The sequence below is a fragment of the Streptomyces sp. NPDC044064 genome (genome assembly GCF_056434245.1).
The window spans coordinates 25,753-45,728 of sequence record NZ_JBWKFN010000052.1; the positions used below are offsets into that span (position 1 = coordinate 25,753).

Here is a 19,976-nt window from a genome sequence, read left to right on the forward strand (position 1 = left end):
TATCGGCCGGTCAGGCCGCTGTCACGGCCGGAACGCGCAGAGCCTGGCGGAGTTCGCCTGCCAACTGGGTGGCAGCGGCAATCCCCGCGCGCCCCGGGGCACCCCGTACGGCCCGGATGAAGGCGGAGCCCACGATGGCCGCGTCCGCGAACTGCCCGATGTAGGAGGCTTGTTCGGGCCGGGAGACTCCGATCCCGACGCCAACCGGCAGGCTGGTCAGTGTCCGCAGCCGACGGACGAAGGACGGCAGCGACGCGCTCAAGGTGCCGGTCGTGCCGGTGACCCCGGCGGTGGCAGGGACGTAGAGCATGCCGCCCCCGGCCGCCGCAATGCGGCGCAATCGCTCGTCGCTGGCCGTGGGGGCGATGACGAAGACCGTGTGCAGGCCGACTCGGCGCGCTTCGGCAAGCCAGGGGGCGGCCTCGTCGATGTTCAGGTCGGGCAGGATCACGCCAGCCGCCCCGGCCGCGGCGAGTTCTTCTGCCGTACGCCGCAGGCCGTAGCGGTAGAGAGGCTGGTAGTAGCCCATCACCAGCACGTGGGTGATGGGCGCGAGAGAGCGCACGGTCTGCATGAGGTGGCGGACGGTGAACCCGGCTGCCAGGGCCTGGGCTCCGGCCTCCTGGATGATGGGGCCATCCATCATCGGATCGGTGTACGGCCAGCCCACCTCCAGGATGTCGGCGCTGGCAGCGAGTTGGTGCAGCAGGTCCAGGCTGGTCGCAGGGTCGGGATATCCGGCGGGAAGGTAGGCGGCCAGCAGCGGGCTGCGGGTGCGGAAGGCTGCGTCGAGGGCGTGTGCCGCCCCGCCGTGCCCGCCTTGGTGGCCGGCGGACGCCGGGCCGCCCGCCGCCGGCGCTCCTACGTGGACCGGGACGGGAGCGAGCGGCTGGTGGGCGGGCATCAGGCGGCGGCCGCCTGCTCGTCGGCCTGGTCGTCGGGGGCGGCCGGGGCGATGGTGGCATGGACGGCGGCGAGCGCCCGGTCCAGGTGTCTGCGGCACAGCGCCGGGGTGTCGGCGGTCACCACCAGGTGGGCGAGGCGTGCGGTGTGTCCGTCGGCCGGTGGGGCGAGGTGGGTGCCGGGCTGCTGCTCGAGCACGGCCCGGTCGCACCAGGTGCGGGCGGGCAGGGAAGGATCCACGGTCAGCGACCGCAGTTCTCCGGCCGTGTGCGGGTGGACGAAGCCGACCGCCGCCGCGCGCAGGTGGCTGGGGCGCAGGTCGGGCAGGAGGCCCATGGCCAGGTCGGCGGCGGCGGCCACCAGGTCGATGCCGGTGGCCAGTTGGACCAGGTGCGGGATCAGGTCGTCGGCCAGGCACGGCGTGACGGCGGTGACCTGCGGCCCGTTGGAGGTCAGCCGCACCGTGACGTGGGAGACGCCGTGGGTGATGTCGAGCGCCTCGAGGGCCTCGATGGCGGTCTGCTCGGCCGCGTCCGTGAGCGGTGAGCGCAGGGCGGGTGCGACGAGTCGGTCGGTCGCTTCGAAGGCCTCGCCGCGCTGGGTGTGGGTGATAGCGGCCACGACGTGGCGGCCGGGGATGGAGACCACTTCGACGCCGACCTCGGGACCGCCCTGGTACTCCTCGGCGAGCAGGCCCGCGCTCTCGTTGCTGTGCCGGGCGGCGGTCTGCGCGGTGAACGCGTAGGCGGCATCGAGCTGTTCGCTCCCGTCCACCCGGACTGCTCGCGCGCTGCCTGCGATGGCGGGCTTGAGGACGAGGGGGTAGCCGAGGCGTTTGGCGGCGATGCGGAGCTGGCCAGGGTCACCGACCGGGACCCAGCGGGGCGCGGCCACCCCGTGGGCGTCGAGCACGGCGTGGGCCGCCGCCTGGTGGCGGCTGGCGTGTGCGGCCGCCGGGTCCAGTCCCGCGGTGTCGAGCAGTTGGGCGATGGCCGCGGCGGGGGCGGTGGCGGCCGGGTTCCAGGTGAGTACTCCCCCGATGTCGTGGGCGGTCGCGAGGCTGGTGGTGGCGGCGCGCAGCGCGGCCGTGTCGCTGAGGTCGGTTACCTGGTGGCCGGCCAGGAAGGGCTGCTGCCAGGTCGGGGCGGTGTCGTCGAGGAGGAGGACGCTGTAGCGGTCGGCCAGGGACGTGAGCGCGTCCTGCCGGTAGTGCCTCTCCCCCGTGCCGATCAGGAGCAGGGCGGGGGCGCCCTCGCGTGCGGTCATGTCCACTTCCTTGGGTCAGGGGCGGCGGATGGCGTCCAGGGCGGTGTCCAGTTCCCGCAGGCTGCTGATCACCCGGGGGGCGGGGGCGGTGAGGTAGACGGCCGTGGTCAGCGGGACGGGGGTGAAGCCCATCCGGCGCTTGAACTGGTAGTGGCCGCGTCCGGCGTCCAGGACGCGGGCGCCGGTGGCGGCGGCGTGGCGGATGCTCTCGGCCAGCAGCCACCCCCGGGTGTGGTCACCGCTTCGGCCGTGCGCGACGGTCTCGGCCCACAGATAGAGCGTGGTCCCGTGGCGGAAGCCCAGGAAGGCCCCGGCAAGGGTGCCGTCGGTCTCCTCGGCCAGCAGGGCGAGCGCGCCGGGGATGCGGGGCAGAGCGGTGAGCATCGGCAGGTTGTAGAGGGCGGGGCGGCCCTGTCTGCGGGCCTCGTCCTGGTGCAGGGCGTGGACAGCGGGCAGGACCGGCGGCAGAGCGGCGCCGGTCACCGCGCGCATGCGAAGGCCGGCGGCGGCGCCGCGGCGGTGCTGTTGCCGGAACCCCTCGCGGGCCTGGCTGCTGGGGATGCGGGCGGTGAACTCCGCGAGGTCGGCGCCGACCGGGGTGCGGTGGGCGTAGAAGAGGCGCACATGGGCGTCGGGCGGCCGGATCCGGGTCCACTGCTCCAGCTCGACAGGTGCCAGGTTGGGCACCAGGAGGGCCTGGGCGTGGCATTCCAGGGCGAGTTGGCGGCCCCTGTCGACGGCCTCCGCCAGGACCAGGGCGGAGGCGCCGGGCAGCCCGCCGTACTGGCTGTAGAGGCTGGGCGCATACACCACGGGGCCGGAGAAGACGGGGGCGCGGCGGTGGGTGTCGCTCTCCAGGTCCTTCCACAGCGGGCTGGCGTCGGAGAGCAGGTAGGAGAGCCGGTGACTGTGCTGGCCGTCGCTGAGGATCAAGTGCCGGTGCGCCAGCGCCGATTCGACCTGCGGGCTCTGCCAGGCCGCAGCCCACTGCCGCGTGTGGAAGGGGGTGACGGCGGGCCGGTCCTCGGGCAGCGAGGCGAGGGTGCGGTGCCAGCGGGCGCGGACACCGGCAGACAGCGAGGTGGCGGTCATCAGGGCTCTCTAGGTGATGGGGCAATGAGGCGGGTGGACGGAGCAGGTGCCCATCTCGCCCGTCCGTCCACCCGCCTGCGCACCTCGGGTCAGGGCGGGGTGCGCAGCCAGTCTGGGCACCGTGCCGAGGCCGCGGCGAGGCGTTGGGCCAGGGCGTATGGTGCGCTCCCGCCTGGCGGCCAACTTGTTGGTGTGCCTCCCGCGAGGCGGGCATCAAGGCGTCTGGCAGGGGCAGAGGGCTTCAGGAGCTGCTGAGGCCGGCGCCGAGGACTGTGGGGAACCTCTGGAAAAAGGACCAAGACAGCGCGATGCCTTCGGAAGACGTACGGTCCTTGCGGACGGGTAACGGATGCCGCTTTGACTGTTGGTCCTGCCCTGCGCAGCGGCCAGCTCTCCTCATCGCGGCTTCGGGTGTGGAGAGGTCAGACAACCAACTGTGTGGCGGGGGCTATCGCCGTCGATATAGGCCTCAGACGGGTTGGAGGGGCGTGGGGATGCGCGGGGCGCCGATGAGGGCCGGGTCGTGGGAGAGAATCGCGGTCTCGACCTTGCGCAGCGAGGGGGAGGGCTGGATGCCAAGTTCGTCGTCGAGGTGGCGGCTCATGCGCCGGAAGACGTCGAGCGCGTCGACCTGCCGACCCGAGCAGTACAGGGCGATCATCAACTGCTCGCAGAACCGCTCGCGCAGCGGGTGGTGGGAGTGTGTCTCGGCCAGTTCCGCGAGGACGGCCGCGTGGTGGCCGAGGCGCAGCTCTGCGTCGAAGCGCAACTCCATCGCCCGCATCCGGTACTCCTCGTAGCGGGCGCCGGCCAGCTGGCACAGGGTGCCGCCGGGAATGCCGCCGAAGACGGGCCCGCGCCACATCGCAAGGGACTCGCCGAGCAGTCGGGCGGTGCGCGCAGCGTCCCGGGCAGACGCCGACTCCGCCTGCCGTACGGCTCGCACGAACTCGGCCGCGTCCAGCTCGCCCTCTCCTACGCAGAGCTGGTACCCGGCGGGATGCATGGTCACCCGGGAAGCCGGGCGGGCCGGCTCCAGCGCACGGAGCCTGCGCCGCAGCCTGCTCACGTGTGCCTGCAGGGCGTTGGCCTGGTTGTCGGGTACGGCCTCGCCCCACATCTCCTCGGCCAGGCTCTCCCCGGACACCGGCCGCCCCTCACTGACCAGCAGTGTCTGCACCAGGGTGCGCTGGAGGTCGCCGGAGACGTCCGCCGGACCCGCGTCGGTGCGTATCTCCAGTGCCCCGAGAACGGAGAACCTCAGCATGTCTTCCCCCTTGACAGTTCTTCGGCGACGGTGGCTCTGAGGCGGCGCTGCGGCGAAAGACAGGGTGACCGAACACGCCGTGGCCAAGCCAGCCTCAGCTCCTGCAGCGGCCCGCCGGGGCGTCTGCCCCGCCAGGACGCGGCGGTCACGGGAGATCCGGCCCGGGCGCTCTCCTCGCTCCCGGCTCCGTTTCCCCGTGCTGTTCACAGCTTCCCGGGCGCTCGCGGTCGACGGCATTGACTCCTGCATCTGAGAATCCCGATGCCTGTCACGTGTTGCGGCACCGCCCGCGCTCATGGGAATCAGGCTGCTGGGGAGAACGTCCGGGGCATGGTTGCTTGCGGCAGCCGGCTGGCCAGCTCGGCCGCATCCCCCTGATAGTGCAGCGTCCGCATGCCCAGCCGGGCTGCTGCTTCGATGTTGTCGGCGCGGTCGTCGACGAACAGCGTCCGGCTGGGTTCCGGTGATCCGGCCGCCACGAGCGCCGCTTCGTACGCCCTGGCCGCTGGCTTGTTCGTCCCAATCCTGGCCGAGTAGACCGTGCGGGACATCAGGGTGGCGCACCACTCGGTGTCGTCGAGGGCGGAGGCCAGCGGGAGCGGCGCGTTGGACAGCAGCGTCATGGGGACGCCGACTGCGTGCAGGCGGTGCAGGACTTCCAGGACCGCCGGGTCGGTACGGGTCCACATCTGGATGTCGGCCGTGCGCAGGGCGGCCAGGAGCTCGCTTCCGGGACCCGCTTCCCGTCCGCCGCGCACGAGGTCGCGCCAGAACGCGTGATCGCTGAGTTCGCCGGCGTCGTAGGCGGCGCGTCTGCCCCAGAAGGCTCGCATGAATATCTCGATGTGCGCGGCGGGCCAACCGGCCAGGACCGCGAGACGCGACCACATGTCGGGGGTCGGCTGCAGGCCGAGGACCCCGTTGTAGTCCCAGATCACCGCCTCCAGCTCGTCGACGGACAGGGGCTGGGAAGCGGTGGTGGGTGTGCTGGCCATCAGGACTCCAGTGCTCGACGGGCGGTGACTGCGACGACGGCAGCCAGGACTGCGGGAAGAACGAGGGCTGTGGGAAGCGTGAGGATCGAGGCGAGCGCGCCGATCGCGGCGGGTCCGGCCAGCAGGCCGATGTAGCCGGTCGCCGCGACGGTGCCCACGGCCCGCGGGCCGCCGCGTCCGGCGGCGGTGATCAAGGAGGGGACGGCCGTGGACAGGCCCAGGCCGAGGGCCATCCACCCGGCCAATGCGGCAGGAGCGGAGGCTGCGAGCAGTCCTGCGGCCAGGCCGGCGGACGCGATGAGGGCGCCTGCACGTACGACGGTGACCGCGCCGAAGCGGGCGGTGAACCGGTCACCGATCAATCGGCCTGCGGCCATGGCAGCGCTGTAGAGGGCGTAGGCGGACGCCGCCGTGCTTTCCGACGCGTCCAGATGGCGCAGGTGCACAGCCGCCCAGTCGTTGGCCGCTCCTTCTGCGAGCAGGCAGGCCGCGGCAAGCGATCCCAGCAGCCACATCGTCGAGCGGCTCAGTCCCTTGGGCCCGCCGGAGTCACTGTGTTCTTCGCCGGCGGTGTGCTCGTCGAGCGCCTGTATGTGCCGCACCTTCGGCCCGGCTGCTGCGGCCGCCAGGGCAACTGCTGCGCCAACAGCGGCGAATACGACCTGGTGGGACACCCAGGTAGTGGCCGCGGCAAGGCCGGCACCGGCCAACGCGCCCAGGCTGTACGCGGCGTGGAGCCCGGACATGATGCTGCGGCCGTACCCGTGCTGGCACTGCACCGCTGCTGCGTTGACGCCGACGTCGAGAAGACCATGCGCCAGGCCGAAGGCCACTGCGACGACGCAGAGACTCGTCAGGGTGCGGCACTGTCCCAGGGCGCCGAGGGAGAGTCCGAAGACGATGGCGGGTGCCACGAGCAGCCGGGCGGGGCCGTGCCGCTGAGCCAGGCGGCCTCCGATCTGCAGACCGGCGACCATGCCTGCCGCTGCGGCCAGCAGCACCACGGACAGTCGGCCGGGGCCGAGGTGGGCCGCTGTCTGGACGGCAGGCATCCGCGCCCCCCATACCGCCATGACCACACCCAGCCCGACGAAGCAGCCGGTGAGCAGGCGCCGTGCTGCCCGAGGCGGAGCGGCCGCATCGACCGCGATCGTCGCGGTCACCGTCGTGCCGCCTGGGCCGGTGAGGCCGAGCCGGGAGTCCGCCAGCCGGACGCCCGTGCCGCGACGGCACGGCGCGACGCTGCCGGGATGGATCTGGGCACGGACAAAGGGGTGTCGGGTGTCATCGTGACCTTCACTCGCCAAGGGGGGATCGGGGCCCCGTGGCTGGTCCGCCGGGGGCGCAGGCGGGCAGGGGCCGGAGAAAGGGACATCAGCGTTGTCACCGGTGTGGTACTCCAGCAATGCCCGCCGAGTGGGCGCCTGCCGCGGTCCCGCCCGGCGGGCTACGGAGTGCTCAATGGGCCCATGAGGCGGGCGTCTTGCAGGTGCTCTCCCAGATGACACGATGGCCGGCCACCGAATGGGGGCGTCGCAAGCGCAGGGCAGGAGGCCAGGTCACAGGATGAGGATCTGAGCGGCTGCGGGTGCGGTGCGCCGGAGGGTGAAGTACTCCTCCGGCGATCCGACCAGCACCGGGACGGTGCTCAGTTCGCCGGTCCAGTCGGCCTTGTGGGGCAGGGGGCGCACCAGGGCTGTGACCTGGGGCAGCGCGCTGCCTGGAGGGCGGCGGCTGGGGGTGACCACGAAGCCGCCGGCCATCCAGTCGGCACTCGCGGTTTCGATGTGGCAGACCACTCCGGTCTTGTGCCGGGCCCATCGGCGGGCGGCCTCCAGCAGCCGGCCCAGCGGCGCGGCGGGCCGCCCCTCGGGGAGCGGGATGTAGGGCGCTGAAGCGTGGGCGGCGTCGGTGAGCGCGCGGGTGCCGGCGGCCAGGGTGCGCAGGTGGTCTGCTTCGGCGCGTACGTCCTGATTCCTCGCCCACGCGGTGAACCGGCGTCCGGGCAGGTCGGGTTGGACGGTGGCGTGGACGAGGCGGCCAGCCAGAAGATCGTCCAGCATGGCGGCGAGAGGGACCGTCTCGGGCCGTGCCCAGGCGCGGTGTATGCCGTGGCCCCAGGCCGGGCCGCACGTACAGGCGTCAGCGGTCAGCCGCTGCATGGCGGCCTGCGCGTTCCACTCTTCGCCAGGGCGTGCGGGTGCGGTGACGCGGACCGCGGGTACACGGGGCAGCCAGGGCGGGTCGTGGGCTTCGGGGGTGAACCACACGATGTCCAGGCCGTGTTTGAGCGCCTGCGCGGTCTGCGCGCCGATCTCCTCACTGTCGGCAGCGAGCGGGGCGACCTGCAGGATGGTGGGACGGCGGCTCGGGGAGGTCGCCAGGACATCGGCTGGCCAATCCAGCCCGGACACAGCGGTGTTGGTGGCGATCCGGTGCCCGGATTGGCGGGCTGTGTCGGCGAGCACGCCAGCCAGGGCCCGGGTCAGGTGCGTCAGGGCGGTCGTCACAGTCTCCTCCGGTCAGTGGGCGTCGACAACGCTGTAGGTGAATCCGAGGATCCGGGCGCTGCCGCGGGCAGGCAGATAGGCGGCGGTCTGGCCGTGGAAGAGGTCGGTGAGAACCCGGACGAGCCCGGCTATGGCGGCCGCCGTCCCGATGCGCAGTAGTCGGGTGGGAGAGGGGCGTGCTGGCATGGCGGGGCTCCTTGGCGTCATGATCCGGAAGCGGTTCCATCACCCTGACCACGCTGGTTGCAGTCGCGGCAATGCCCACTGGGCGCCTGCCGCACCGGCTCCCGCCCGGTGGGAGGAAATCCCTGTGCAGGGCCCACAGAACGGGCCCGTCTCCTCCGTGTCCCACCACCGTGTCGTCTGTCGCAGCGTGACGCGGGCGGTGACGGCGAGGTGGGCGGCGACGTCGCCGGAGGCGGCGGCCACCGTGGGGCGGGACGGAAAACACGATGGTGTTGCACGGGGCGGGAGCGGCGCACAAAGCTCACGGCAGACGCCCCTGTCTCCCTGCTGGCGCAGGCACGCTGTGCCCTTCGAGCAGCAGATGGAGGAGGCGGCATGGCGGAGGACCCCAGCTACTTCGTGATCACCATAGGCCCGGACGGGAAAGCCACGGAGTACGTCAGCGCGCACCCGCTGGACGCCGCCCTCTACATCCTGCGGGCCGACCAGCAGGGGCTTGCCCACCGGGTCTTCGCGGTCGACGACGATCGGGCCCGCGAGGCGTCGCTGGCCGAGCTCGCCGCCACCGAGCCCTCCCCCGGCCTGGTGGCCGACATGTGGCACAACGCCCGGGTGTCCTGGCTGAGCCATCACCTGCGTATCCCGGCCGACCCCAACGTTCCCCCGGGCCCGGACTGGGACGGGGCCGCGGCCCGGTGGGCCGCTGCCTTCCGCGCCCCCCTCCCGGACGGGATCGAGGACGCCATTGCCCTGCCCGAACCCGCAGGCCGGGGCTGGGATCTGGCGCACGAGCGGGTCAGCCAGCTGCTGGAACTGCTGGAGCACGAAAGCCAGTGGCGTGACCCGGCCCGCGCCTCCTACCCCGAGTGGTCCTCTCGCGACTATCAGCAGGCCTGGCGGCAGCTGAGGGCACACGCGGAGAGCGCGTCCGCCCTGGAGACGACAGCAGACTTCTTCCTGACAATGGCGCTGGAACGGGACCAGCGGGCCGCCTTCGTCGAAGGATTTCTCGGGTTCGGGCATCCCGGACTTGAGCAGTGGGCGCGGGCCGCCTACCGGTACGGCAACGAGAACGAGCTGATCCGCCGCGACGGGGACGACAACAACTTCTGGGCCAGCCGTGAGGAAGCAGCCCGGCTGTATAGCGACTTCACCGCGGGCCCTGTTTCGTTGACCGCTGATGAGCGGGCCTGGGCTGACCGCTGGCCGCGCGAGCGGAATCCAGGCCTGGGGCGTAATTGGGAACCGGACGGTGAGGACGCCCAGCGCGAGTTCTGGCAGCACAGCAGGGTCCGACGGGCGGCAGCCGAGGAACAGCAGACGGCTCAGGACGCCGCCTTCGCGTTCCTCGCCGCGCACCACGAGGAGATCATCGCCCGGGCCCCGACGGGCACGGGCGAGGGCGTGGTGGCGCAGGCTCGCCGCCTGTTGCGGGGCGCATTCCCCAGTGAGCAGCAGGCGCGGCTGGAGGCGGCACGGCAGTTGAGCGTGCTCGACGAGGTGCTCGATGTGCCGGACGCGCTGGATCAGGGCTATCTGCTGGGCCCGCAGGAGCGGCAGGAGGTGGAGAGGTGGATGGCGTTGGGCCGGGTCGAGGAGGCACTGCGGGCCCTGACCTGGAACCAGCCCGTGCCGTCCGACGAGCCCGCGACGGTGCCGGCCTTGGCGCCACCGCTGCTGCGCATCGGGCCCGAGGGCGGACCGTACCGGGTGACCGCGGATCCCCGGCAGGCGCTGTCGGCGTGGACACAGCAGGACCGGCCCGGTCCGGACACCCTGTTCCCCGCGAACCCGGTCCGGATCGAGGAGAGCGAAGGGGGCGGGCGGTGGCGGCAGCGCACTGCGCGCAGCCTGGTCGAGCAGGTCCGCGCGGCCCTGTCGCAACCCCGTGAGCACTGGGAGGTGGACCGCGAACTGGCGCAGTGGCTGCTGGCCGACGAACCCGAGGGCCTGCACCCGGAGGAGATGGGGGCGCGCTGGATCCGGTACCTGTCCGAAGTCCCGCCCCGGGGCCCGGTCCTCGCCTGGGTGAGCCGCTTGGCAGGCTTCCCCGAGGAGGCCAAGGAGGCCAACATGCTGGCCCGCATCCAGCAGGGCGCAGCCGAGGAACAGACAGCCCTCGACGGGGGAGGCAACTTCTTCGGCCAGCGGCGTGCCGTCTACCGCTCTGAGGACGAACTCGCGGAAGCAGTCAACCTGGCGGAAGCGGAAGTAGACGACGCCGACATCGAGGAGGTCTACCTCGGGCCGGCGGCCGATGACCTGGGGGCGCGCCCGGAACCGGCGCCACGGGCCACCATCCTGGCCTCGGCCACGGTCGGCAACACCCATTACGCGCTCGCGGAGTTCACCCAGCCGCCAAGACAGGCCGTGGTGGCCTACTCCGCCGACGGCTTCCCCGCCCCCTACCGGCTCACCGACAGCCAGCCCACCGACACGAACGTGCTGTTCGAGCGGCTGACTTCGGCGGAGGGACGGGCGCTGGAGGCCGCCGAGGGAACCAGTGCGGCGCAGCTAGCCGCGCTGGAGGCCGCCGGGCAGGCGTGGAATGCGGCACGGCGGGCCGAGCAGCGGTCCGATCTGCAGCTGGAACTGTACGAGCTGGCTGAGCAGGTGCAGAGCGGCGAACTGGATACGGACGGGTACGCGCAGCAGGCAGGACCGCTGTGGGACGCACTGTTCCCGGTGCTGGAGGGGCGCGCCCCACTCGAGGCAGGCGGCCTTCGCCGGTGGTACGCGGTCCGGGTCGCCGACGACGACACCGCCTGGAGCACGCTGACCGCCGATCCGCTCGAGGCCGTGGCGCAGTGGGCACAGCGCGACCGGCCGATGCAGCGGTACGTGATCCTCACCGGCACCGCGGGCTCGACCAAAAGCACCGAGCTACCGGTCGGCAGGGTGCTCGCACAGGCCCTTGATGGGGTGGAAGCTGGCCAGGAGAAGCGGCTCGGCCAGGCTCTGGCCGACTGGCTCGGGGAGACGCACCGTGGCGCTGCCGCACACAGTGAACCCGGGCATGACCCGGTGGCCTGGGGCCAAGCAGGAGCGGCGTGGGCGCTTCGTGTCGATCACGAACTGCCGTCACTGGTGACCGATCACCTGGACATCCGCGCCTGGGAGGCGGTGGAGAAAGGCACCGTGGAGACGACGGCCGCCCTGCGAGCCGCCCGGGCGGCGAATGCAGGCAGTCATGCCACGTCGGAACACCAGATGCGCCGCCACTGGGCCGTGCTCGCCGGCGCGTCCGTGAACACAGAGGAGGCCCGGCCCTACGCCCGGGCTGCGCTCGACCGGCTCATCAGTCTCGATCCGGCAGCCCCGAAGCCAGCCCCCGGGGACCAGGTGGGGCAGCACGGCGCGTGGCTGTGGTACCTCTCCCGGGAGCTGGAGCGGGGCAACCTCATGGATGTCTTCAGCCAGGTCGCCAGCCCCACTCCTGGGCCGCTGGAACTCTCCTCCACGCTCGACGCCCTGCCGAGACGGCTGCTCGAACAGCCCGATGCCGCCCGTCAACTCCTGCGCGCGGCGGAGCGAGCCGTCGGCCATCAGGTCCTAGAGCCTCTGTACGGCGACTACCCCACGGGGGTCAGGGAAGAGCGGGCTGCTGCTGCGCGCGATGCCTCCCAGGCGTTCTTCCTGCAGTCCGTGGCGGAGGCTGCGCGGGAGCAAGCGGCGTCACGAGTTCACGACCTGCACACCCAGCCCGGAGCGGTCACAGACGCCGCTGTGCCGCCGACGGCACAGCCTCGGCAGGCCCTCGACGCCGCCCAGCAGCAGACCGGGATCCTTCCGCCCTCCTCGTCACAGTCGCCCACGATCCGCTGACCGCGCCGGTCCGGGGACCCGGTTTCGTGCGCAAGACCGAGAAATCCGTCCCTGTGTGTCCCTGCGCGCCCCTCCGCCCCACCGGCAAAAGCTCCTAGACCAGGAGTTATCTCCTCAAGGACGGAGGGCCGACAAGAGACACCGGCCTGGCTGTGTCCCTTGACCCTCTTCAGGCCGGGCGCGGTCGGCGGCGCCGTCGCAGGGGGCGCCTACCGCGCCTGCCCTCGCGAAGGACGCCGAGTGCCGTGAGTCTCTCGGCTGCGAGGTCAGCCAGGCTCGTCATGCCTCACCCGGTGGTCGGCCCGCGCCGGGCAGGCATGATGACGCGCAGGGTCAGCAGGCACTCTGCGGACTGCTCGGCGTCCTGGATCTTCACGAAGAACGGGGCTAGGTCGCTGGTCAGGCCGTACCGGAGGGCGTTCAGCCCGCGTCGGCGCATGCGGTCCATTTCGGCGGCGGCATCCGCCCGCAGCGCGGGTGCGGTGCCGAGCTGGGTGAGGATCTCGTCCCGGAAGGCGCTCCACCACAGCTCGTTAGCGAGCCAGGCGGCGGCTGATGGGTCTCACGCGGTCCTTCTCCGGGCGGCGCAGTAGGTCTCCCATTCGCCGTGGACCCGCATACCTGGCGGCCCGCGATGGACGCCGGACGCGAGCGGGGCGAAGGCGCCTGTGCGGGGGCTCCTTGGTTCGGCAGCCACCTGGAGAGTGTGCGGCGCGCGGCCTGGCGGTGGTCAGGCGCGAAGCTAGTGCGGCCACCGGCGGCAAGATCCCTGCTTCCTATCCGGCGGTGGTCACCGCGGCGCGCCGCCTCCTGCCCGCGGGCAGCCGCGAGCGCCACCGGCCCGCCCGGCGGGACACGGCCCTTGTCGACGTTCCCCTCAGTCGGCCCACGGAGCACGGCGGCTTGCCCGCCACAGGTGCCCCCTTGGGCGGCAAAGTGCCCGCCGGGCGGGAGAGTCGGAACCTTGCTGTGCGCCCGCCGGGAGCACGCGTGATGACGAGGCTCCTACCCACAAGTGTGGGCGTGGTCCCGGATCAACGCCCGGGACCACAGCGGTATGAACGGGGCTGCCATGACGAACTGCCCGGAGCCCTCAGGAGGTTCGATGCTCGAAGAGACACCACGATGGCTGGGCCCGGATCCCGCCATGGAGGGGGAGCGCATGGACCTCTTCGGGTCCGCGGAGGGGTGGGAGGACAGTACCCGGACCCAATGGTTGATCAGCCCGGGCCCGGACTGGCGCCGGCTCGAAGCCTCGTTCGCGGTGAGCAACATCCAGAGCGAGATCGAGTTTGCTGCCCATTACCTCGCCAACGACGGAGGCTCTGTGCGGCAGTTGCGCCGTCAGCCCGTCACCCTGCATGCCTACCGCAGCCGGGGCAACGAGGATCTCGGTGACTTCTGCCTCACCGCCGTGCTGTGCACCCCCCAGGGATGGCTGGGCGTGGATCGGTACGAAGAACCGTTCATCGACGACGGCGACGAGGACGAGCATCTGCAGAACGGGCCGGTGGCATTGCTCCGACCCACGCTGGGCGAACTGCTCGCTACCGGTGCCTGGCATGACCTGGCGGACGGTGTGTGGGAACCCTCGGAAAGCCAGTTCTGCAGCACCTACCTCGCTCAGGGTTCCGCTCACCTGCGGACTAACAGGCCCTCGTCATGACCCCTCGGCCCGACAGCATCGGCCGCTCGAAGAGGCTGAGACGTCAGCATCGACTCTGCCGAGGACGGGCTGCGGCGCGTGGCCCGTGCGCACACACGCTCACCAGGCACGGGCGGGTGGCTGCCGTGGAGGCAACTGGCCGCTTCCATCAACGACTTGCTCGAATGGGACCTGCTCAACCACAGGTCCGTCGGAGCCAACGGTATTGCGCCTGCCGAAGGGCGCTGCGCAGCGAGCAGGCCGGCGCCCTGAGCCGTGCTGGGGTCCTGCCGCAGGAACTGGCGTTGGCCCCGTGGCGAGGAGGAGACACGCAGGCGCGCAAGGAGCTGGAGCTCGCGGTGCGCTGGGAACCCGAGGACGCCGGGCTTCGCGCCCTGTGAGCACATGCGTGACTGTGGATGTCATGCCGACCAGGCTCGGGCAGCTCGGGTTGCGACCACTCTGGTCCCTTCCACGACTGCATCGGGCTCTTGCCGTCGGAGAGTCGCAGGCCCAGGTGGAGCGCCCGCAGCGAAGCGAGGACGTACGACGTGGACGGGCGGCGAGCGACGGCCACAATCGGCCCGCCAGGAAGGGTCGCAGCGGCATCCGAAGTGGCCTCGAAACGGCTCCCGTGCGCACTGACACAGCCAGTGCGCACCAGCGTTCCAGCCCGCATCCCATACCGGCGAGCAGGCGCTGCAGGTCGGCGAAGGTGGGTTCTCGTTCCCCGGTGAGATAGCGGTGCACCGATGGCTGGACAACGCCGAGGAATCGAGCTACGCCGGGATCCGGCGGGCCTTTCCGCGCCACCGCCGGGGTTGGTGAGGGGCGGAGAGGCTCTCTGCGAGGCAACCGAAGAACGGGGACGGCCGCGCGCGGATCTTCGTGCACACAGGCGCCGCCGGGTCGCGGGGACACGCCCGGGATCGCGCGCCGTCGCGAGCTGTTCGGATACTGGACGGGCCAGTGCGCAGGAGGCACTCCGCCTCTCGGAGCCGAAAATTGGTTCGCAGTCCGCACCCTGGCGGGCCGTAGGATTCCGCATCCGGCCTGACCAACACCGGTGAGAGGGGCAGCAGTGGCAGGGGGCATAGCGCCGCACCAGCACCCCGAGCAAGAGGACGTCTGTGCAGACGGTGCCGAGATCTACGAGCGCGCTCTACGGTCGGGAGGATCCGTTGCCCGGGCCGAGGCCGAGCGGGCACCCTGCCTGATCGACCTGGGTCTGCTGCACCCCGATCCCGACCGCGAGGACGTCTTCCTGGCCGTGGAGGCCGCCGTGGTGCTGCCTCGGCTGCTGGACACGCTGGAGCGCCGGGTGGCGGTCGAGCGCGAGCGCGGCGCCCGCCTGGCAGAGCTCCTCAACCCGATGATGCGCCGGGAGGTGGCGTGCGTTCAGGGCGGGCCGTTCACGATCCTGGAGGGCCTGCCGCGGATCAAGGCCGCCATCGACGAGGCCGTAGACAACGCGCAGGAGCGGATGCTGGCCATCCAGCCCGGCGGGATCCGCTCCGAGTCCGCACTGGCCGACGCGCTTCCCCGCGCGCTCAAGCTGGCGGAGCGGAACGTGCAGATGCGCACCCTCTACCAGCCCTCCGCCCGCTACGGCCGCGGCCTGGTGGAGTACTACTCCGCGCTCGACGGCATGGCCGAGGCGAGGATCCTGGACGAACTGCCCGAGCGGCTGCTGCTGTTCGACCTGAGCGTGGCAATCATCCCGGCGCAGGCGGACCGCCAGGTCGCTCTCGAGGTCCGCCAGCCGGCGCTCATCGACTACCTGGCAGGGGTCTTCGACCAGCTCTGGTTCACCGCGACCCCGCTGTACGCGCCACCCGAGCCCAGCGTCGACGGAGTCACCGATCGCCAGCGGGCCATCGCTCAACTGCTGGTCGACGGACACACCGACGCGATCATCGCCAAGCGCTTCGGCATCAACGAACGGACGGTGCGCAACCACATCGCCAAGCTGAGCGACGCGGTCGGCGGCAGCAACAGCCGTCTCCAGCTGGGCTGGAAGCTGGCCCGCTCCGGGCTGCTCGACGTCTCCGACGCCGACTGCCGCGTCCCACCGATGCGGGCCTGCCCCGCGCGTGAGACGGGCCCCAGCGGGACGCTCTCGGGGTCCCATCCCGCCTCACAGTAGGCAGACGCGGGCCTGCCGAGCCCACCTCCCGCCCCGGGCAGGGCACGGCCGCGCCCGCCGGGCCGACGAAGAAGATGCCACATTCACGTTTGTGACAGACCGTCAATACATGCATGGATCACCGAAGCGTCAAGGCCTCGGACCGGACCAGATGTACAGCGTGTCCGGTTCCATGCCTCGACCCCTCCTTCTCCTGTGACTCAGCGTGGCACCGGCCCTTATGGTGGTGCACCAACAGGCCCCGCAGGCTGGGATGGCACCCGGAAAAGGACAACAGGGCATGTATGGAGCGACGGTCGGGCAGACCCTGCGTGGCTACCGCACCAGATCCGGCCGGTCCACCTTGGACGTCGCGTCCGCCGCAGGAATGACACCCCGGCAGTACGAAGCTCTGGAGACGGGCTCAGGATGGCCGGGCGCCGCTGCCTACACGGCGGCACTTGAGGCTCTGCAGATCCCGGCCGAGGCCCGCACCGGCCTGAACTTCTGCGGCAAGCCCCTCGGAACAGCCCTCGCCGCCACGCTGCGGAGCTTCACCGTGCCGGCCATCGTGGTGGACCACGGCTGGCGCGTGGTCGAGGCCAATCCAAAAGCTACTCGCCTGCTGCCCGAAGTCCTCCAGCCCGGTCGGAGCCTGCTGCGCTGGGTACTGTGCTCGCCCGAAGCCCGTCGGCATCTGGTCAACGCCGCCGACGTCGCGGGAACCTTCGCAGCAGTGCTGTACGACGCACTCATCATGGCCCCCTTCGACCCTGACCTGTGGTCCCTGGCCGACGAGATCGAGCGAGACGTGCGGAAGGCCGGCTGGACCCGACGGCCGGACGTCGACGGACTGGACTTGGTATGGCGCACCGAGAGCGGGCCCTACCAGATGGTGTCCCTGTTCGTGTCCGTGCCGGCACGCCGCCCGGATCTGCGGCAGATTGCTCTGCACATCGAGCCGCTGCTGCTGCCGGGCCAGGACCCGGACGCCGCACAGTGGTCAGAAGCCGTACTGGCGGGCATCGCACGCTGCGCCACCTGCCAGTCGGACATGGTCTACGAGTGGGGCCCGGTCTACCGCTGCCCACGGGACTGCTGCGAGGCCGTGGACGCGGCAGCCCTGGAGGATGAGGTAGCCAAGGTGGTGCTGCCCCGCGTGTACACGGAGGGGGCACTGGCTGGGCTGGCTCGGCTGCAGGAGGTCGTGATGGCCGGCGGCAACGAGCCGGCCTTGCCCGCGCCGGTTTCCGTGCAGCACGCGCTGTATCAGTGGCGGCACCAGATGCCCCTGTCCGCGCGCCGGGAACTGGTGGCCAGCTGGGTGGCCAGCGTCGCCGTCACGCGTGGTGGCGGCGCCTCGACAGCCGCCGGGCTTGCTTTGGACTTCTGCTGGCTTCCTGCGTCGTGACGGCAGACGCCGTCACGGGCGCTGCGCGGCGGTGCCGGGCGTCTGCGCCGCCTGATGGTGGTGCTGGGGGTGGTCGGTCTGTTCTGCGGCTGCGGGCAGGGAGGGGGTCTGCGGCGTCGCGGCGGCGAGATCTTCCTGCCGGGCGGCGGATTCGGCGATGGCCGCCAGGGCGGCAGTGCGCAGGCGGTCGGTTCGACCCGCGTCGGGTGTCTGGGCGAACAGGCGGGTAAGGGCGGCCTCTGCCCGGCGCAGGGCCTCCTGCTCGCGAATCGACGGGGCCGGTGAGGCATGTCCGGCTCGGCGACGGAGGAAGGCCAGCGCCTGGCCGGAGGAGCCGAGGACGGCTTCGATCCGCTCACGGCGTGGCGCGGCGCGGTCGGGCCGCACGGACGTGTCGGCCAACTGCCGGCGCAGCCAGACGGCCTGGGCCTGCTCCTCCCGGCGGGTGCGGTCCTGCTCCAGATCCCCGTCGAGCCAGTTCCACCCGTCCTCGTGGTGGAGTTCGATGTGCGCATCGTGTGCCAGGGCAGCCAGGTCCACCGGTGCCCGGCGGCCGTCAGTGAGAGTGGCGGTGATCTCGGCCGGCCGCTGCGGCGTGTCGTGCTGCAGGAACTCCAGCCACGCCACAGCCGCGTTCGGACATTCCTGCTCGAATGCCGGATTCGATGCGCGCGCGGGCGAGGACAGGGTGTACCGCAGGGGAGTACGGGCATTCAGGTGGCCGCTGCGGACCTGCTCGGCGAGATAGTCGGCTTCGGCCCCCCATTGTGCGTCGTGGATGGCCTGAGCCTGCTGAAGCAGCGAGGAAAAGAGCCCTGCAGGGCTGCGGAAGCGATCGTGCAGCAGGACAGCCAGGTCGCCCGCGAGCCCGGTCTGCTTCGGCCACACGGGCTCAGCGGTGTTGGCCGGCTGCAGAAGGAGACGGCCGGGCAGCCCCTGGGTGTCGAGGATCAGCGCCAGGTTGGCCAGGAGCGCAGCGGCCGTCTCTAGTTCTCCGGCCTCATGAGGCAGGCCGGTCTGCTCCACGAACTTCTTCAGCACCTCGTCCAGGGCCTCGACCCGGCTTTTGCCGTAGTCCTCCTGCCAGAACTCGTACTGATGGCTGGCGATCAGCGCGGCCCGCAGGCGGAAGAGCATCACCGGCGAGTAGCGGCTCTCGTCCCGTGTGGCCTGCTCGACCCGGTCGAGGTAGTGCTCATCAACCCGGTGGGCGGCTTCCTTCCACGTCATGTGTGCCTGATCGAACCAGGCAGCGCGGACGTAGTCCCACTCCCCTGTCGGTCCTGTCTCCTCGAGGACGTCCGCCCACAGTGCCGTGTGGTCGAGCGGCTTGTGGCTGCCGTCGGCCTGAAGCTGAGTCATCTGCACCGGGCTGTCGGGGCGATCTCGGGTAAGGAAGAGACCGAGCGCCGCCGCGGCAGTGGGCAGATTGAGCTCCTCGGCCGCCGACCCGCTGGGAGAGGCCGAAGTGGTGGGTGTAACGGTGTAGCTCAGGCCGGTGGTATCAGCGGGAACAGCTCCATGGGCAGCCTGCTGTTTCCAGTGGCTCTCGGCGTCCCGCCATTCCTCGGTGTAGACCGACAGCGCCTTGTCGACTGCCTCACGCAGGGAAACGTTGTGTTCGGTGGCGAAGGAGACGAGCTCGGCAGCGAGGTGCCTCGCCGGCCCGTCGAGTTCGCCGAAGGGCCACTTAATGCGCAGCTCGCGCAGCATCTCGTGGCCGCCATGCCCGTGGAGGTCCTCCCACAGTGCCAGGTCGGCAAGCAGATCGCTCAGCACCACCGCGGCGTAGTCGCGGCGCACCCCGCCTGCGCGAGTGCGGCTCTCCGGGTCGAGGCCGGGATAGCGGCGCACCGCCCGGTTCGCAGCCTCGAAATCCTCCATCCGGGAACGGGCTTGCACGAACGTGATGACTGCGGCGTCGGCACGCTCGATCTTGCCTGCGAGGTCGGGGGAAGGGCGCACGCCAGAGCTCCTTTGGCAGACGGTGCCGTGGAGCCTGGCTGGCGCCTGCTACCGGCTGCAAGAGGACGCGAGGTCTTTGTCTCCCGTAGCCCGGCACGCGGGCTACGGATGCGCTGGGCTCCCGCCTGGCCGGCTTCTGCCGGGCCACTGGGCAGGGCGTACGACCCAGGGCTCACGACGCGGTGCGCCCGCCGGGGATCGGGGCACCAGGCGGGCGCAGGGGGAGGCCGGGAAGGCCGGCGGCGGTTACGGCCGGGCGTCGAGCTCCGACTCCGGGCGGAACGGGCGCTGGGCGAGACGCACCGCACGCTCGGACGCCGGACGCACGGACATCAGGGCTGGGCGGGACTTGCACGGGCGGGTCATGAGGACTCCTCGTGGGTTCAGCGGTGCAGCGGGCTGGTACGGGATCGATCTCAGCAGCAGGCCGGGCTGCTTCCAAGGCGGTCTGACGGGGTGGCCGTCTCACTCCCGCCCGGCGGGCAGCCAGTGTGCTGAGAGGGTCGGCAGACGGGCCAGTGTGGGCTGTCCCGGCCCGCCTGGCCATCACTGACTCCGTGCTGACCAGCGTGGGCACCGGAGTTGACCTTGATATAGAGCCAGGCTGCTTGATGATGTCCGTCTGCCGGTAGCCGCCGGCATAGACCCTGGCGCCCTTGGTCAGCTGCCCGCGGCATGAAGCGGGGGGGGGGGGGGGGGGGGGGGGGGGGGGGGGGTGGGGGGGGGGGGGGGGGGGGGGGGGGGGGGGGGGGGCGAGGGCACCCCCCCCCCACGCTAGCGCTGAGA

14 protein-coding genes are annotated in these 19,976 nt (G+C 71.6%); 4 read left to right on the top strand and 10 right to left on the bottom strand.

The annotated features are described in order from the left end of the window. Positions 1 to 10 precede the first annotated feature (10 nt). From trpA to AC07DS_RS44755, 8 genes are all read right to left on the bottom strand, one after another. On the bottom strand, positions 11 to 904 hold the full coding sequence (gene trpA, locus AC07DS_RS44720) for a tryptophan synthase subunit alpha (protein WP_479154471.1): 894 nt from the start codon (positions 902 to 904) through the stop codon (positions 11 to 13). Further along, positions 904 to 2,169, bottom strand: coding sequence for an ATP-grasp domain-containing protein (locus AC07DS_RS44725; protein ID WP_479154472.1), 1,266 nt, complete (start codon positions 2,167 to 2,169; stop codon positions 904 to 906). The genes trpA and AC07DS_RS44725 overlap by 1 nt, the downstream gene beginning before the upstream one ends. 15 nt (positions 2,170 to 2,184) lie before the next feature. Then, on the bottom strand, positions 2,185 to 3,261 hold the full coding sequence (locus AC07DS_RS44730; RefSeq protein ID WP_479154473.1) for a GNAT family N-acetyltransferase: 1,077 nt from the start codon (positions 3,259 to 3,261) through the stop codon (positions 2,185 to 2,187). Between the two features lie 469 nt (positions 3,262 to 3,730). Then, entirely contained in the window at positions 3,731 to 4,528 is a 798-nt protein-coding gene (locus AC07DS_RS44735; RefSeq protein ID WP_479154474.1) for an AfsR/SARP family transcriptional regulator, read from the bottom strand. A 302-nt stretch (positions 4,529 to 4,830) separates the two neighbouring features. Beyond that, complete coding sequence (locus tag AC07DS_RS44740; RefSeq protein ID WP_479154475.1) at positions 4,831 to 5,523, bottom strand: HAD family hydrolase; 693 nt, start codon at positions 5,521 to 5,523, stop codon at positions 4,831 to 4,833. Further along, positions 5,523 to 6,686: an MFS transporter gene (locus AC07DS_RS44745; RefSeq protein WP_479154476.1), complete on the bottom strand. Its 1,164-nt coding sequence runs from the start codon at positions 6,684 to 6,686 to the stop codon at positions 5,523 to 5,525. The genes AC07DS_RS44740 and AC07DS_RS44745 overlap by 1 nt, the downstream gene beginning before the upstream one ends. Before the next feature lie 396 nt (positions 6,687 to 7,082). Beyond that, the gene (locus AC07DS_RS44750) at positions 7,083 to 8,033 is read right to left on the bottom strand and encodes a hypothetical protein (protein WP_479154477.1); all 951 of its coding nucleotides are present in this window, start codon (positions 8,031 to 8,033) and stop codon (positions 7,083 to 7,085) included. Positions 8,034 to 8,045: 12 nt separating this feature from the next. Then, complete coding sequence (locus AC07DS_RS44755) at positions 8,046 to 8,219, bottom strand: hypothetical protein (protein ID WP_479154478.1); 174 nt, start codon at positions 8,217 to 8,219, stop codon at positions 8,046 to 8,048. Positions 8,220 to 8,594: 375 nt separating this feature from the next. Here AC07DS_RS44755 and AC07DS_RS44760 point away from each other — a divergent pair, with 375 nt between their 5' ends. Beyond that, on the top strand, positions 8,595 to 12,044 hold the full coding sequence (locus tag AC07DS_RS44760; protein WP_479154479.1) for a hypothetical protein: 3,450 nt from the start codon (positions 8,595 to 8,597) through the stop codon (positions 12,042 to 12,044). Positions 12,045 to 12,330: 286 nt separating this feature from the next. On the opposite strand, the gene AC07DS_RS44765 is transcribed toward AC07DS_RS44760, so the two are convergent. Beyond that, positions 12,331 to 12,483, bottom strand: coding sequence for a hypothetical protein (locus tag AC07DS_RS44765; RefSeq protein ID WP_479154480.1), 153 nt, complete (start codon positions 12,481 to 12,483; stop codon positions 12,331 to 12,333). A 666-nt stretch (positions 12,484 to 13,149) separates the two neighbouring features. Between AC07DS_RS44765 and AC07DS_RS44770 the strand changes: the two genes are divergently transcribed. The 3 genes from AC07DS_RS44770 (at position 13,150) to AC07DS_RS44780 (ending at position 17,225) form a co-directional block, all read left to right on the top strand. Continuing rightward, the gene (locus AC07DS_RS44770) at positions 13,150 to 13,710 is read left to right on the top strand and encodes a hypothetical protein (protein ID WP_479154481.1); all 561 of its coding nucleotides are present in this window, start codon (positions 13,150 to 13,152) and stop codon (positions 13,708 to 13,710) included. Positions 13,711 to 14,770: 1,060 nt separating this feature from the next. Continuing rightward, positions 14,771 to 15,835, top strand: coding sequence for a helix-turn-helix transcriptional regulator (locus AC07DS_RS44775; RefSeq protein WP_479154482.1), 1,065 nt, complete (start codon positions 14,771 to 14,773; stop codon positions 15,833 to 15,835). Positions 15,836 to 16,115: 280 nt separating this feature from the next. Continuing rightward, positions 16,116 to 17,225 carry an MmyB family transcriptional regulator gene (locus AC07DS_RS44780; protein ID WP_479154483.1) on the top strand — a complete coding sequence of 370 codons (1,110 nt, stop codon included), beginning with the start codon at positions 16,116 to 16,118 and terminating at the stop codon, positions 17,223 to 17,225. Between the two features lie 12 nt (positions 17,226 to 17,237). On the opposite strand, the gene AC07DS_RS44785 is transcribed toward AC07DS_RS44780, so the two are convergent. Then, entirely contained in the window at positions 17,238 to 19,190 is a 1,953-nt protein-coding gene (locus AC07DS_RS44785) for a hypothetical protein (protein WP_479154484.1), read from the bottom strand. Between the last annotated feature and the right edge of the window lie 786 nt (positions 19,191 to 19,976).